This window comes from Bartonella sp. AU55XJBT, assembly GCF_028618525.1.
In genome coordinates this window covers 52,524-68,020 of sequence record NZ_JAQITC010000010.1, presented here as the reverse complement: position 1 = coordinate 68,020, position 15,497 = coordinate 52,524, and the positions used below count along the sequence as shown (strand labels likewise).

Genomic DNA, 15,497 nt, shown 5'->3' with positions numbered 1-15,497 from the left:
AATTTAAATGGTTAAGCAGAGAGCCGCTTACGTCCACGAGCACGTCTTGCAGCAATAACTTTACGTCCGCCAGCTGTAGCCATGCGTGCACGAAATCCATGGCGGCGTTTACGGACAAGTTTAGAGGGTTGGTACGTACGTTTCATTTATTTAAATACCGCGGCGTGCGGCCCTTCTTAATCTTCGTTTTATGAGCAGTTCTGCGCGTGATGAACAATTTTATTCTATCAGACAGCTGTTAACCCATAAGAAAAAATATGAAAAAAGTCAATCTCAGATTGTTTTTCTTACGCTTGAAAAAATATAAAACACCTTATAACTGTTTATGACACTTTTTTTATGATAATTTGAAAATGTCAGAAAATAACGATTGAGTCTACAGAAAATGAATGACAAGAACGTTAAAGACTTAAAGAACGCGTGACAGATTATTGTATGCTCAATTAAAAAAATACTTTGATATTACGAGTTTTTCTCAAGTTTTGTGTTTTATAAAATCCTTATCAAAATATTTATTAAAGTGTTAGCGCACAAACGTGATTGATAGTCTTTTAATAGCAGATTTTATGCCTGAGTTTTTTATTTATAGGGTGGTTTTGTGTTTTTGAAGAGATAAAATGTAAGTCATTTATACTTTGTAACTCTTAACTAAAGTAGAAAATGTTAGGTGATCGACCTGTCAGTATTTTTCGTTCGTATGCTTGTATTTGTTGGTATTTTATAGAGAGGAAAGAGCGTGGATCCTATCACAAGTGAGGCTGTCCGCAACGTGTTACGTAAAGTTACAGGACCAGGTCTTGAAAGCGATATTGTATCGTTGGGGCTTCTTTCAGAAATATTAATTGCTGATGGCAAGGTTTTCTTTTCCATTACAGTTCCTGATGGACGTGTGCAAGAATGGGAAGCATTGCGCCGTTCTGCTGAAGAGTTGGTCTGTGCTTTGGAAGGAGTGAAATCTGTTGTTGTCACGCTTACAGCAGAAAAAACAACAAAGGGAACGCCTCGACGTAGAGCGAATCTCTTGCCTGTGAAAATGCCCGTAGAAGGTGTGCGTCATGTCATGGCTGTTGCTTCTGGAAAAGGAGGAGTGGGAAAATCGACGATGGCGATCAATATCGCCTTAGCTTTACAAGATTCAGGTTTCAAAACAGGGGTGATGGATGCAGATATCTATGGTCCATCTTTGCCACGTTTGACAGGACTTGTTAACCAAAAACCACAGCTCATGGGAGGAAAAAAGATTCAACCTCTTGAAAAATTCAGTCTTAAATTAATGTCAATGGGCTTTTTGGTTGAGGAAGAAAAGCCCGTGGTATGGCGTGGTCCTATGGTTATGGCTGCTGTAACGCAATTGTTACGAGATGTTGTATGGGGACCTTTGGACGTTTTAGTCGTGGATATGCCACCAGGTACAGGGGATGCACAACTAACGCTTGCACAGCAGGTACAATTAACGGGGGCGTTGGTTGTTTCTACGCCCCAGGATCTTGCTTTAGTTGATGCACGTAAAGCGATAGAAATGTTCATGAAAGTCAATGTTCCTATTTTAGGACTGATTGAGAATATGAGTTATTTTATCGCTCCTGATACAGGAAAACGCTACGATATTTTTGGTTATGGTGGAGCACGAGGAGAAGCGGAACGTCGAGAGGTCCCGTTCTTAGCGGAAATACCGCTTGATGCAGCTTTACGATTTTCTTCAGATGAGGGGGTCCCTATTTTTGTTGCTCAGCCTGATGGCGAACATGCTCAACTGTATCGTACAATTGTTGATCAAATAAAAAATAAGTTCTTTTGAATGTATGTTTGTTTAAGAAAGTTTGCTAAAACATAACGATGAAAGATATAAAAATAGTTGCTCCTTTGTAAGGGAGATATCCGGAGAAAATGATCTTCTATCATCATCTTTTTATTCGGTTTTTCTATGTTCAAAAGCATTGAAAGAAAGATTTTTAAAAAAGTGGAGATGATGCATTCTTTCACGTTTTCATTTTTCGTTGTTTTTATTAGGATATGCTTTTTACGCCAAAATTTTCAAGAGTACATGTATGTTTCTTATGCAAGCGCTTGTTTTAAAAGAGAATACTTCCCAATAGCGTTTCATCTATTTCATGAGAGTGCCTGTGAAGGGTATAACGTAAAAACTTTTATGGAGTGTTGTATAGATCTCATATCATTTTTACTTAAATAAAAGAGATAAATCATACCCATTATACTCTTTTCTTTCTCAATGTTGTTTCTTCTTTTAATAAACAAACATTTTTTATTTCATGATAAAAGAAAGTAAAGCGGGAAAAGATTTCGTCAGTATTTTCATTCAAATGTTAAAGGATAAATTATCTTTCTATAAGCAATTTGGTGCTATAAAAGTATCTTGAAGATTAGTCAAAAAGATTTATTTCTATTCATGTTAATTAAATGAAGGGATAAATTAAAGGGATAGACATTTAAAAAGCCCATTTGTCTTGCTCTTGGATCTATAGCAGACAATTTTATCAATTCATGTTCACAAAAAGCTAAATTAATTGATTCATAACTCTCATCTTTGAGATGAGAAAAAATGTTGGTTAAGTTTTTTTAGAAGTGTTCATTTTTTGTAAAGTCGCTTCAAGAGCCGTTGTTAAAGCTCTTCTTCCTCCTTGATGAGAAAAATAATTTGACAAAAATTCATTTGTTCCTCCCTTTGTTGAAAACTCTTTTTCAAGCAGTGCAAAATTAAGAGAGGTAGAATGATCCGTTGCTATAATTTTACGCATTTCATCCGTAAGATTTCCAAACATCATGGTAAGAAACTCTGCTGATTGCTGTTTTTTCAACCCCTGTGTTATAAACCATTGATGAGCTGTTTCTATAAAATTAAAATACACGCCCATAAGAGAGCCTGCTGTCATAAAAAGATTAAACTGTTCTTCCTTCTCTAGCACCAATGTGCCCCCCAATGTATCAAATAAGGTGCGTAAAAAGGGATGATCGGGATAAATGGGTGTCAAATTTTTACACTCTGCAACAAAAGGTAACGGAACAGCACGATAAACTTTATGGTTGATCCACTCTTCCACTTCTGCTGCTTTTGCCATAGCGAGAACGGAAATAACCAACTGTTCTGGACGAAAACGAAGAGAGCGCAAAACGTCTTCTGCAATTTGGTTGGGCAAACAAAGAAAAACACAATCACTCACATCGAGCAACGCTTGGTTATTTTCAGCAATCATAACCTTATCATAAGTGCGTGAAAGACGCTCTGCTGTTTGTGTATTGCGCGGTGAAACAATAATGGAAGAAACATTAAAGGCGCTTGTCATGAGTCCCTCAATCATTGAAGCGCTGATTGTGCCTGTTCCCAAAAAACCAAGTTTCATTTTTATTCCTCAGTTTTGCATTTTTAAATGAATCTCAATCAACAGCTTAGATGTTTTAACTAACATAAATGCTAATTGAAGAAGCAACGCAGAGCATTGCAAGAATAATCAACCCCAAATAGATTTTTGGCTTGTCAAATAGAACAGCAAAAGCAGAAAACCAACCAACAACAGCTGCAGCTAATGCAAATAAAAAACCTGGTTTATTCATCAGTACAATATGCATTGCCATTAAACCACCAATAATCAGCGCTCCAAAAACAATGAGCAAACCTGTTGCAAACTTTTCATAATCATCCATATTTCGCTCCTTATAGCGCTCAAACGGTTATAGACTTTTTAACGCATATACACATAAAGGCGAAATGTTTTTTATTGAGTATGGTTAAAACGTGATTCGCATCTTATTGATCAGAGGTAAAAAATGCTGGGATATGTTGTGGCAAGCGCCAAGGTAAAATTGCTATCAAATCAAAGCGTACAGACAAAAGGGCATAATCTTTTTGTCGTGCGAGCCAAATATCGGCTGCTGCCTCAATTCGCCTTTCATTCATATGGGAAACCGCTTCCATTGCTTCTACCAGCGTTGAACGTGCTTTAACTTCAACAATTAACACAAGATTTCCACGTCGTGCAATTAAATCAATTTCTCCACACTTTGTTTTAAAACGCATTTCGGCTATGTGGAATCCTTTGAAACGCAACCACCAAGCGGCCAATTTTTCTGCACGAACTCCCCGATAAAAAGATTTTTGTCTCTGTCTTTTTTGTATCATCTTACGCATTATTTTACATATTTTTTAGAAAAATTAACCGCTGAAAAAGTTCCTGCTTTTTAAACCCAGTCTTTTTTGCAACCAAAGCTGCGGCTTGAGCCGTGGAATGTGTCTGTGCGTGTTCTAATAACATTTCATCAACTTCTTGATCACTTATTACATTTAAAAAAGGCGATGATGATTCTCCAACAAGCACAACAATTTCCCCACGAATCTGTGTCTGTTTTTTATAACTTTCCAACAAACTTCCCAAATTAGAAACGTCTACAGTTTCAAACTTTTTTGTTAATTCACGACAAATGGCAGCAGGTCTATCCGCCGAAAAAAGAGTGACCATATCTTGTAAAGTTTCAATAAGACGATGCGGTGATTCATAAAAAATCAAAGTCGCTGGAATCTCTTTTAATTGTTCTAATCGTTTTTGACGCTGCGCTTTGCGTGCACTTAAAAAACCTGCAAAGAAAAAGCTATCTGTAGGAAGCCCTGTTGGTATCAGAGCTGCTAAAAGAGCTGATGCTCCAGGGATCGGAATAATTTTATGACCTTCCTTACGGGCTGCTTCGACTAATCGAAATCCAGGATCAGAAATAAGCGGTGTTCCCGCATCTGAAACAAGTGCTATCGTTTTATTTTCCGCTAAAGCCGTTAAGAGCTTTGGACCTGCTTTTTGCGCATTATATTCATGATAGAGAAAAGCTTTTTTTTGAATACCGTAACGTTGCAACAAAACACGTGTTACTCGCGTATCCTCACACGCTAAAATATCAACGCCTGCCAGCACTTGCAAAGCACGAAGCGTAATATCTGCAAGATTTCCAATAGGCGTTGCTACAAGATAAAGCCCTGGCTCTATGATGGGGGACGAATAAGCATGCGCACCTATAAAATATGCATTCTCACACATGCTCTTTTCTCTTCATCAAATTCCCCTTACTACAAGATATTATCCGTACTCATAAGTTATTTTTGCTCACTTTTTACCAGCACATTTTTATCATTACAACGGCTTATTTGCTCGTGCCTCCTTGCGAAATAGTTGATCACTTCACAAGAGGATAACTTTTTGTATCGTGAAAGATCTTATGCATGAAGGTGATTGATAGATTTCTGATCTTAAGGGAAATATTTTGATTCATTGCGTTTTGTCTATTTCAATTTTAGGAGAATGAATAATGATGATATTGGGGAGAGGTTACATATTGGGGTAGAAGGGACCCTCGCTGCCTTGTGGACAGGTCCAAATGATGTTTTGGTTTGGATCTTTGAGGTCGCACGTTTTACAATGTATGCAATTTGAAGCGTTGATCCTATACGTTAGATGATCATGAGACTCTAGCCATTCGTAGACAGCGGCGGGGCAATAGCGTGTAGAAGGTCCTCCATAGATTGCATATTCGGAGTCCTTTTGTTTTTCCAACGAGGCTATTTTTAAATGACAAGGTTGATTTTCTTCATGGTGCGTATTGGAAAGGGCAACACTTGTAAGGCGGTCAAAAGTTATAATACCATCGGGCTTTGGGTAAGCAATGGGGTGAAATTTTTCTGCTGGTTCAAGACAAGCATAATCTTCCTTGCCATGGGAGAGTGTTTTAAATAAGGAAAATCCAAACAGTTGTTGCCACCACATATCAAAACCGGCAAGTTTAATTCCATATTTTGTCCCATATTTTGCCCATAGCGGTTTGGCATTTCGCACTTTATAAAGATCTTTGCCAATGGGTCCTTTTCGCCATTGTTCTTCGATTTCTTTGACCTCATCATGGGTACGTCCTTGTGCAAGAGCGGTAGCAATTTTATCGGCGGCTAATATGCCTGATAAGATGGCATTGTGTGATCCTTTGATACGAGGAACATTGACAAAGCCAGCAGAACAGCCAATAAGCGCGCCACCAGGAAAGGTGAGCTTTGGTACAGATTGCCACCCTCCTTCACTGATAACACGGGCACCATAGGAAAGACGCTTTGCACCTTTGAAGGTTTCATAGAGTTTTGGATGTGTTTTAAAACGTTGAAATTCTTCAAAAGGAGAAAGATAAGGGTTTTTGTAATCTAAGTGCACAACAAAACCGATAGAAATGATATTGTTTTCTTGGTGATAAAGAAAACCACCTCCACCGGTATGACTGTCTAAGGGCCAACCGGTGAAATGTTGAACTAAACCGCGTTGGTGTTTTTGCGGTTTAATTTCCCAGAGCTCTTTGAGACCAAGACCAAACTTTTGGGGTTCACGATTCTTGCTAAGGTTGAACGTTTGTATCAGTCGTTTTGCAATGGAGCCGCGTGCGCCTTCCGCAATTAGTGTATATTTTGCCAATAATGCCATACCAGGCATATAATTTTTTCCAGGAGTTCCATCTTTATTACGTCCCATATCCCCCGTGAGGACACCAATGATGGCTCCGTTCTCATTCTGGATGGTCTCTGTTGCGGCAAAACCTGGATAAATTTCTACACCTAGTGCTTCGGCTTTTTTGCTTAGCCAGCGGCAAACATTCCCAAGTGAAACGATATAACACCCGTCATTGGATAAGATTTTGGGGTGCAAGATATTGGGCAATCGTGTCGCTTTGTGAGGTTTTAGAAAAAAAAACTGGTCACGGGTAACAGGGGTTGTGAAGGGATGGTCGTGGTCACTTCTCCATTCCGGTAGGAGTGTATCAATACCGATGGGATCAACAACGGCGCCAGAGAGAATATGGGCTCCAACTTCAGTCCCTTTTTCAACAATTGTGACAGAAAGTTCAGGATTAATTTGTTTCAGACGAATTGCAGCGGAAAGCCCTGCAGGACCTGCTCCGACAATGACGATGTCAAACTCCATACTTTCACGCTGGTCATGCAGAGGTGCTTTCATGGCTTATAAAGCTTTCTCCAATTCTGGAATAATTTGGTGGAGATCACCGACAAGGGCGTAATCGGCAATTTGCATGATGGGTGCTTCTTCATCTTTGTTAATGGCAACAATAATTTGTGCATCCATTATACCGGCTAAATGCTGGATTGCACCGGAAATGCCAACAGCGATATAGAGTTTAGGGGCAACGACTTTTCCTGTTTGTCCAATTTGCCAATCATTAGGAGCATAACCTGCGTCAACTGCTGCGCGGCTGGCCCCTAAAGCAGCATTTAATTTGTTTGCAAGGGGAAGAAGAAGGGTCATAAATTGTTCTTGTGAACCAAGACCACGCCCGCCTGAGATAATAACACGTGCAGAGGTAAGATCAGGACGATCACTTTTGTTGGTTTCTACTCTTACAAAAGAAGAAAGATTGGGATTGGGCGCTGGTGTTATTGTTTTAATGGGTGCAGAATTATTTTGGGAAGGCGTTTGTGTGAAAGAGGCTGTGCGAACGGTGATAATCTTTGTGTGATCATGGCTGCGGATAGTTTCAACTGCATTGCCTGCATAAATGGGTCGTTTGAAGGTATCGGGTGAAAGAACGGCGGTAATATCTGAAATTTGCATAAGATCAAGAAGGGCAGCTACGCGCGGCATCACATTTTTTCCAGTACTGCTGGATGGCGCCATGATCACATCATAATCATTGGCTAATGTGATAATTGTATCGGCTATAGGCTCGGCAAGTTGATGGGCTAAATAATCAGCGTCAGCAATAAGAACTTGCCGCACACCATTAAGTTTAGCACTCTTTTCTGCTATCGTTTGAATGTTTTCTCCACAAACTAAAATATCGATATCGCTCTTGAGTGCGTGCGCAGCGGTGAGTGCTTTTGCGGTTTCTTCTGTATGATGATCGGCTAATAAAAGAATTGCCATAAATTTTTACCCTTTTATGTGAGTATTGCTTTTACTCTAGAGAATATTAAATGCAGTTTTTTTGTTTTAGTGCGCTGATAAGCTCTACCACATTAGCAACTTTAATCCCAGATTGACGGGGTTTGGGCTCTTCAACACTTAAAATTGTTAGGCGTGCTTTCGTATCGATGCCAAGATCAGCAAGAGCTTTTTGTTCAATGTTTTTCTTTTTTGCTTTCATGATATTGGGGAGAGAGGTGTAACGTGGCTCATTGAGCCGTAGATCGGTTGTCATAACCATGGGAAGGGGAAGGCAAAGGGTTTGTGTTCCATTATCAACCTCACGCGTAACGGTAGCATGCCCATTTTCTATGTTAAGATGTGAGGCAAAAGTTGCCTGTCCCCAACCAAGAAGAGCGGCAAGCATTTGTCCCGTTTGGTTGTTATCATCATCAATTGCTTGTTTTCCTAAAAAGACCATATCGGGTTTTTCTTCATCAACAATGGCTTTGAGAACCTTAGCGACGCTTAAGGGTTCAAGTGTTTCATCTGTTGTGACAAGAAGTGCGCGATCAGCTCCCATGGCAAGTCCTGTTCGTAAAGTTTCTTGGGCTGCTTCTGGTCCAATTGAAACAAGAACAACTTCTGAAATTTTACCAGATTCTTTTTGGCGAATTGCCTCCTCAACGGCTATCTCGTCAAAAGGATTCATAGACATTTTTACGTGAGACAGATCAACGCCTGTATTATCGGGTTTGACGCGTATCTTGATATTATAATCAACAACACGTTTGACAGCGACAATTATCTTCATGATGATCCTCTTTGTTTGTCTGGTCACAAGTTTATAGCAATACGCATAAGAAACCAAATTGTTTAGAATGAAGTCTCATTTATAACTTATGTTCTCTTTCATATAAGTTTTTTTATGTTTACGTGTACTTTCTCGTCGTCATTTCTTTTGCATTTTTATAATTGCCTTATTTGCTTGAATAAAAAGTAAAAAAATCAATCTCTCTTGTGAGAATATTCTTTTTTCATTTCATAGGCTTTTTTTATGATGGTGCAATAGGGACTTTATACGATGAAAAATAAGTGAAAAAATAAAAATGGGGGCATGATTTTACGTTTCAAATTTTGAGGGAAGAAAAATTAAAGACCTTTCTTTCAAATATTGGGGATCAATATTAGACAAATATTTTAGATAAAGATTGGAAAAAATATTTCTAACAAAAAAATTGGCAAAAAATTGGGAGTTCTTAAAGCTCTATTTACTAAAATAGAGTACTCTTTCTCATCATTTCTTTCGATTCTTTTCAAAAAAGTTAATGAGGGGTAGGCATTTGTGAATACGAAGGGTCATACGATCGACCAGGTTGCCAATCAGGTTCGGAGTGATCAGCCTTCTTTTTTTATTAAGCAGAAGGGGAGAGTGGATACGCCTGTGGAAGTAACAATGTCGGATATTGCTCAAAAATTACGCACTGTTTATGAACAAATGCAAATGAAGCATTTACCTCGTCCTTTGAATCCGCAGGGGACTGTCGAAGAACATTTTAAATCTTACTTAGATGACATTAGCCGAGCCATTTTGGCTGAATATTATATTCGTCGCCAAAGGGAAAAAAGACTTTTTGAGTCTTTAGAGCAGATTAAAACACTTGTTCAAAGTTTACAGAGTGAAAAAAAAAGCTTAGAAGAGGCTGCAACACGACGGATGCCTCATTCAAAATTATCTGATTCCGTTGTGCAGAAACTTGCTCATATGGAATGTGAGAGAAATCAAGAACGCTTATTCCTTCAAAAGGCGCAAAGTTTTTCAGGACAAAACAGTTTAACGCCACTCCAAATAAATGCTGAAAATGCGTTGCAGCAAGAAAATAAAAGCTCTCTACCCAATGATGCACTTTTTCCAAGTGATGCTCTGAAGTCTTCTTTTAAAAAGACTGAAGGAGCAGCGGAGCATACTGTGATAGAAGAAAAAGGTATAGGAGTTCCAGCATCTAACCATTGTTCAGTACCTCATCATTGCACTGAGAATGATTTTTCCCCTGCCTTAAAGGTGCAGTCCCGCAGACATGTCTCTTTTTTATCTTATTGGTTAAAAAAAAGAGCCCTTTGTTTTTTAACCGTTGCATTTATGGGTGCGATAACGTTATGTTTTTATAGCTTTTTAAAAGGAGCTCGTTTTTTTTAGTTTTTACGCTGTTGATGTTAATAGATGTGAAATGTATTACGCATTCATAAATTGTGCGAAAGCTATGGCAATTGAAATTATCCTTTTAAACACGCAACAGAGATTATTGGAAAAGAGGAGAGTTGGAGAAAGACTCTCCAATTGCTAAAAAGCCTCAAATTATCTTAAAGGTTCTGCCAGTGAGTATTTATTTGCCAATTGCTGAAATGTCACTCAATATGCTGATCTTGATTGGTATGGGAGTCGTTGCTGGTTTTTTTTCAGGACTTTTTGGCATTGGTGGTGGTTTCCTCATTACGCCTTTATTGATTTTTTATAATATTCCTCCTGCTATTGCTGTTGGAACAGGGGCCAACCAGATGATTGCATCATCTGTAACGGGGGCTATTACACATTTTAGACGACGGACTCTTGATATCAAGCTTGGCATTATTTTGGCCATGGGAGGAGGGGGTGGTTCATTAATTGGGATTCAGATTTTTTCTGTTTTGAAAAAGTTAGGTCAATTAGATCTTATGATTTCGCTTCTTTATGTGATTCTTCTTGGAAGTATAGGAAGCTTGATGATTGTTGAAAGCTGGTATGATATGAGGCGCAAGCGTAGGTTAGGAAAAGCCAATGTTCGTCTTGCAAGTCGACATCGACATAACTGGATTCATCGCTTACCGTTAAAAATGCGTTTCCGAGCTTCTATGATCTATGTCAGCATTATTCCAGTGTTAGGGATTGGTCTTATTGTTGGGTTGTTGTCTTCTATTATGGGAATTGGTGGGGGATTTTTTATGATCCCTGCATTGATTTACCTTCTGCGTGTTCCAACCAATGTTGTGATAGGGACTTCACTTTTTCAGATTACATTTGTGTCTTCTTTCACGACAGTTTTGCAAAGTATGACTCATCAGTCCGTTGATATTGTCTTGGCTTTTTTGTTAATGCTTGGAGGAAGTATTGGTGCACAATATGGAACACGGGCTGGACGGAAGTTAAAGGCTGAACAATTGCGTATGGCCCTTGCGTGTTTGGTGTTGATTGTGTGTATGCGTCTTGCTTTTCAATTATTTATACGCCCTGATAATCTTTTCTCTCTGGATATTCTTATGAGATAAAAATGGGTAGATTATTTTCTTTATGCATCATTGCAAGTTGCTTTTGTTTTGTTTCTTTTTCTACATGGTCACATGTGGGGACAACAGAAAAAACATTTATTGATCAAATTGATCACGAAACTGTCCAAATTATCGTCACAACGAATACGATTACGGTGGATACAAATTTTGCGGGTCGTGATCTTTATATTGCTGGTGTTTTGGAAAATATTGATCCATTATATTCTCAACAGAACCGTTATGATGTTGTTGTAAGCTTGGAAGGACAAACTCGGCCAATGATCATGCGGGAAAAAAAACGCAATGCCGGTGTATGGGTTAATACGGATTCCCTTATTTTTAAAAATGTTCCTCTTTTTTACTCTATGGTCACAACGCGTGAAATTGATGATATTACCAGCATCGAAGATTATAAACGTTTGGGGGTAGGGGTACTCTATTTACCATTACAGACAGATGAAAAGGATCAGAAAAAAGTACAAATTTTTCGTGATGAACTTATAAAACTGCAAAAAGCTAAAAGTCTTTATTATGAAGAAGTAGGCGGTGTTCGTTTTGGTTCTGATAAACTTTTCACAGCACATTTTCGTTTACCTGCCAATATTCCTGTTGGGCATTATAAGGCTCGTGCTTATCTTTTTCGTGATGGGCAGTTTATTGATAGTGCAACAACGACTCTTGAAATTGTTAAAGCACATATCGCTTATACAATTTTCTATGCGGCGCACAAGTATCGTTTCCTCTATGGTATTTTTGCGGTGATTATTGCTGTGACCACAGGATTTTTATGTCGTTTGATTTTTCGAAAAGATTAGCGAAAAAAAATGTTATAAGGCGTTTATTTTTTATGAAAAATGCGTAAGACAAGAAAAATAGGCACAACAATAATAGCGCCCGTCATGGTTATGTGGAAGAAGTTTTTAAGCGTTATAAATCCTGTTCCCCATAAAGAGTGAAGAAAATCTATTATTTTGTGTATGAGGTTGTGAGGTGTCCATCCAAAAAATTTCATTACAATACCAATGAAGAATGAAAGGATAAGTAATTTTAGACTGATACTGCTGAATATTTCTTTAAGAAATACATAAAAAGAATTTGTCAATTTTTTCTTTCGGCTCATTTAAATATACTTTCGAATCTCTAGTGTTTTTGTTATATTATTATCATAAAGGAAAAATATTTTCTTATTTTTTTATCACCTTTGTACTGGTGTAATATCGGTGCCGGTCGTTAAAATATACGCGTATTTTTATTATTTCTTGCGTTGTTTTCAGGGGACTTCTTTTATTAAATAAAAAATCCTTTTTTCTAAGGATTTGTAAGGGAATTTTTATAACGTTTTAATGTTTCGCATCAGAGTGAAAGTTCTCATCCGTTAAAGATTTTGTAACGGACTTATTATTATTTCGTGTATAGAAATAATATTTCCAAGCAATTTACTTAAAAAAGACTATCTATTCTGATAATGCTGTGCTTATATAGGAATTATATTTAGATATTTCAACCTTAGTGAATTGAAAAGATATTTTTTGCTGAAAAATACAGGCAATGAATTGAGTGTTATTAAAGGAGCAAAGGTATTAAAATAGGCTGTTGAAAAAATTTTTGTTCTGTACGGATGTGTGCGAAATATCAGGAGTTTATGGTGCTTATGCTCTTTTTGTTTTGAAATAAGATATTAAGATATAATGAGGAGCTTGTTATTGAGTGGGGAATTATGGAAAAATTCATTTTGCAGAAGGCGGAGAGGTGCTTGATATTGAAAAATGAGTGAATTTTTCTGTTTTGTTGAAAGATCAAATTATTGTTAAGGCTTTTTATTATTAAGGTGCTTGCACTAACAGGGGAGTGCTTTGATGGCGGAAAAAACGCTAGAAGAAAAAAGGAGAGATAAGCTTGCTCGACAAAAGAGAAAGAATTTCTGTCTTAATAGTCTTCAAGGGTAGACGCTGTGATATCATCAGTAGATTTTGATATCGGTTATACCATTTATTTATATTAAATTGTTTTTTGATGCATATTGAGGGTTAGCTTTATAAGTGTGGCAGGAGGAGTGGTTGGTAAGTGGTGTCGCTTGAAAGTTTTAATCACATTGTTTTTCAGAGCCTATGGTTTGTCTTATCTCATTATTTTGCACGTTCTTGTTGCGTGGGGAATTTATACAATAAACTTTAAAAGGAAAAGTCTATGAATTTGAACAGAAAAATATTGAAAAATAGCAGCTCTCTTGTTTCTGCTCTTATAGCAATGGGGATGTTTATACAACAGGCTTCAGCAAAAACGCCGGCGAATACCCTTGTGATGGCTTGGAATATGGATGCAATCAGTACGTTTGATCCCGCGCAACTCACAGATGTTTATGGAAGTGAAATTATTCGCAATGTTTGTGATAATTTGGTGAGTGGTGCTACAGATAATCCTGCTAAAATGGTTCCATCTTTAGCAACACATTGGGATGTTGCTGGGGATGATCACAGTACGGTAATCACCTTTCATTTGCGTGATGGTTTGAAGTTTAATGATGGGAGAGAAGCCAACGCCAATGATCTTATTTGGGGGATGAAGCGGGTTGTTAAATTGAAGATGGGGAATGCAGCAATTTTTAATGAATATGGCATTACAGAGCAAAATGTTGATGATGCTTTGCAAGCCCCTGATGAAAAAACAGTGGTGATGAAATTTGATAAGCCTTATCCAGCAGAACTTATTCTTAATAATATTGTGGCAAGTCCTGCGACAGCTTTGCTGGATCGTAAAACAATTATGAAGCATGAAAAAGATGGCGATCTGGGCAATCAGTATTTGAAAACGCATGCTGCTTGTGTTGGTCCTTATCGGTTAAAAAGTTGGCGCCCTGGAGAAGCTCTTTTGTTGCATGCAAGCTCTCATTATTGGGGAGAAGCTCCTAAACTGAAGCAGATTCTCATTCGTCATGTGGCAGAGCCTGGAACACAACGTTTATTGTTGCAAAAACATGATATCGACGTTGCCCGTAATTTGACCCCTGAAGATCTTGCAGATCTACAAAAAACCACAGATGTTAAAATCGAGGAAGTGTTAGAGCCATCGATGATGTATTGGGGCTTCAACATGACAAATCCCATTTTTGCGAAGGAAAAAGTACGCTTGGCGATGCGCTATCTCATAGACTATGAAGGTCTTGGTAAAAAGCTTCTAAAAGGCGTTGGTGTTCCACGGGCAAGTTTTATTCCTCTTGGCAACCTCGGGGCTTTGGATGAAAAAGAAGGGCAGCCTTTTAAGCTTGATATTCAAAAAGCCAAGAAACTTTTAGCAGAGGCTGGTTATCCGAACGGATTTGAGGCCAATTTCCTCGTTTCAAATGATCCTTATAGGCTGCTCCTTGCCCAATCTCTTCAAGATAGTGCAGAACAGGCGGGGGTGCATCTTAAAATTGAGCGTTTGGCAGGGACACAGTTGTTTTCCAAACTTTATGCACGGGCTTTTGATACGATTTTTGTTGGATGGAATAATGATTCTGCAGATCCCCATACAATGGCTTCACGTCTTATATATAATCCGGATAATCGGTTTGAGGCAAAAAATACAGCCTATCCTAGTTGGCAGCATGGGTATTTTGATACAAAGATGAATAAAAAAGTTGAAGAGGCTTTATTTCAAAAAGATCCACAAAAACGGGCCAAAATATATGCTGATTTACAACGTGAATTGATGCAAAAAGGACCTTATGCGTTTATCTTCCAGAAATATACTGTTATCGGGATGACACCTAATGTCAAAAAGTGGGTTTGGAATAGCGCACCACAAATTTTTTATAATAAAATTGAAAAATAAGTGGGTCTTTAATGCTGTCAAATAGATAAAAAGCATAGCCATAATATATTCGGCGTTTTGCATAAGTTTTTGAGCTTTACAATACGCCGAATTTATGGCTGAGGAGTGCGTGTGTTGTTGAAGATCTTTTCAAGACATTCTGTGAAGAGAGATTTTTTCTTCTCATTGAAGGTGTGTTCGTGTGAATGTTAAGATTGAACATATCAACTTCTCTGAATGGGAAAGAGGCAATTTCTTTGCTGAAAAAAAAACGTACAACCAATGTCGCATAATTTATTATTTCTAAAGGATAAAAGGCTTTGCAATATTGAAGCAAAAATTCTTTATGGAAGTATATTGAGAAGGCGAGGAATATCAGTTTTTTATGATCTCCGTGTTTTCTTTTGCTGTGAAAAATGATGAGATGCCAATTGGAAGGTGTTGTTTTTAAGGGAGTGAAGCAAAAACTTGAAGAAAGAGTAAAGGTCGTTGCATTGGCAAATTGACGAA

Annotated in this window: 14 protein-coding genes; 5 read left to right on the top strand and 9 right to left on the bottom strand. The window is 38.0% G+C overall.

What is annotated here, in order from left to right; translation table 11 throughout:
* Window positions 1-11: 11 nt before the first annotated feature.
* Window positions 12-146: a 50S ribosomal protein L34 gene (rpmH, locus tag PVV70_RS06440; RefSeq protein WP_005864709.1), complete on the bottom strand. Its 135-nt coding sequence runs from the start codon at window positions 144-146 to the stop codon at window positions 12-14.
* A gap of 590 nt (window positions 147-736) precedes the next feature.
* Between rpmH and PVV70_RS06435 the strand changes: the two genes are divergently transcribed.
* Complete coding sequence (locus PVV70_RS06435; RefSeq protein ID WP_273758446.1) at window positions 737-1,798, top strand: Mrp/NBP35 family ATP-binding protein; 1,062 nt, start codon at window positions 737-739, stop codon at window positions 1,796-1,798.
* Window positions 1,799-2,567: 769 nt separating this feature from the next.
* On the opposite strand, the gene PVV70_RS06430 is transcribed toward PVV70_RS06435, so the two are convergent.
* From PVV70_RS06430 to PVV70_RS06400, 7 genes are all read right to left on the bottom strand, one after another.
* Entirely contained in the window at window positions 2,568-3,359 is a 792-nt protein-coding gene (locus PVV70_RS06430; RefSeq protein WP_273758445.1) for a pyrroline-5-carboxylate reductase, read from the bottom strand.
* Window positions 3,360-3,414: 55 nt separating this feature from the next.
* Complete coding sequence (locus tag PVV70_RS06425) at window positions 3,415-3,660, bottom strand: hypothetical protein (RefSeq protein WP_144753644.1); 246 nt, start codon at window positions 3,658-3,660, stop codon at window positions 3,415-3,417.
* Between the two features lie 103 nt (window positions 3,661-3,763).
* Window positions 3,764-4,132 (bottom strand): YraN family protein, encoded by a 369-nt coding sequence (locus PVV70_RS06420; protein ID WP_273758481.1) that lies wholly within the window; start codon window positions 4,130-4,132, stop codon window positions 3,764-3,766.
* Between the two features lie 16 nt (window positions 4,133-4,148).
* Window positions 4,149-5,039 carry a 16S rRNA (cytidine(1402)-2'-O)-methyltransferase gene (gene rsmI / locus PVV70_RS06415; RefSeq protein ID WP_273758444.1) on the bottom strand — a complete coding sequence of 297 codons (891 nt, stop codon included), beginning with the start codon at window positions 5,037-5,039 and terminating at the stop codon, window positions 4,149-4,151.
* 288 nt (window positions 5,040-5,327) lie between these two features.
* Window positions 5,328-6,989, bottom strand: a complete 1,662-nt coding sequence (locus tag PVV70_RS06410; protein WP_273758443.1) for an electron transfer flavoprotein-ubiquinone oxidoreductase — start codon at window positions 6,987-6,989, stop codon at window positions 5,328-5,330.
* 3 nt (window positions 6,990-6,992) lie between these two features.
* Window positions 6,993-7,913 carry an electron transfer flavoprotein subunit alpha/FixB family protein gene (locus PVV70_RS06405; RefSeq protein WP_273758442.1) on the bottom strand — a complete coding sequence of 307 codons (921 nt, stop codon included), beginning with the start codon at window positions 7,911-7,913 and terminating at the stop codon, window positions 6,993-6,995.
* Window positions 7,914-7,959: 46 nt separating this feature from the next.
* A complete protein-coding gene (locus tag PVV70_RS06400) occupies window positions 7,960-8,706 on the bottom strand; it encodes an electron transfer flavoprotein subunit beta/FixA family protein (protein WP_273758441.1) in 747 nt (248 codons plus the stop codon).
* A gap of 531 nt (window positions 8,707-9,237) precedes the next feature.
* Between PVV70_RS06400 and PVV70_RS06395 the strand changes: the two genes are divergently transcribed.
* The 3 genes from PVV70_RS06395 to PVV70_RS06385 all read left to right on the top strand — a co-directional run bounded on the left by PVV70_RS06395 (window position 9,238) and on the right by PVV70_RS06385 (window position 12,010).
* The gene (locus PVV70_RS06395) at window positions 9,238-10,089 is read left to right on the top strand and encodes a hypothetical protein (protein ID WP_273758440.1); all 852 of its coding nucleotides are present in this window, start codon (window positions 9,238-9,240) and stop codon (window positions 10,087-10,089) included.
* A 179-nt stretch (window positions 10,090-10,268) separates the two neighbouring features.
* Window positions 10,269-11,195: a sulfite exporter TauE/SafE family protein gene (locus PVV70_RS06390; RefSeq protein ID WP_273758480.1), complete on the top strand. Its 927-nt coding sequence runs from the start codon at window positions 10,269-10,271 to the stop codon at window positions 11,193-11,195.
* A gap of 2 nt (window positions 11,196-11,197) precedes the next feature.
* Window positions 11,198-12,010 carry a TIGR02186 family protein gene (locus tag PVV70_RS06385; RefSeq protein WP_273758438.1) on the top strand — a complete coding sequence of 271 codons (813 nt, stop codon included), beginning with the start codon at window positions 11,198-11,200 and terminating at the stop codon, window positions 12,008-12,010.
* Window positions 12,011-12,033: 23 nt separating this feature from the next.
* Here PVV70_RS06385 and PVV70_RS06380 read toward each other — a convergent pair whose 3' ends face one another.
* Complete coding sequence (locus PVV70_RS06380; RefSeq protein WP_273758437.1) at window positions 12,034-12,315, bottom strand: DUF6460 domain-containing protein; 282 nt, start codon at window positions 12,313-12,315, stop codon at window positions 12,034-12,036.
* A 1,067-nt stretch (window positions 12,316-13,382) separates the two neighbouring features.
* Here PVV70_RS06380 and PVV70_RS06375 point away from each other — a divergent pair.
* Complete coding sequence (locus PVV70_RS06375; RefSeq protein ID WP_273758436.1) at window positions 13,383-15,008, top strand: ABC transporter substrate-binding protein; 1,626 nt, start codon at window positions 13,383-13,385, stop codon at window positions 15,006-15,008.
* Window positions 15,009-15,497 lie beyond the last annotated feature (489 nt).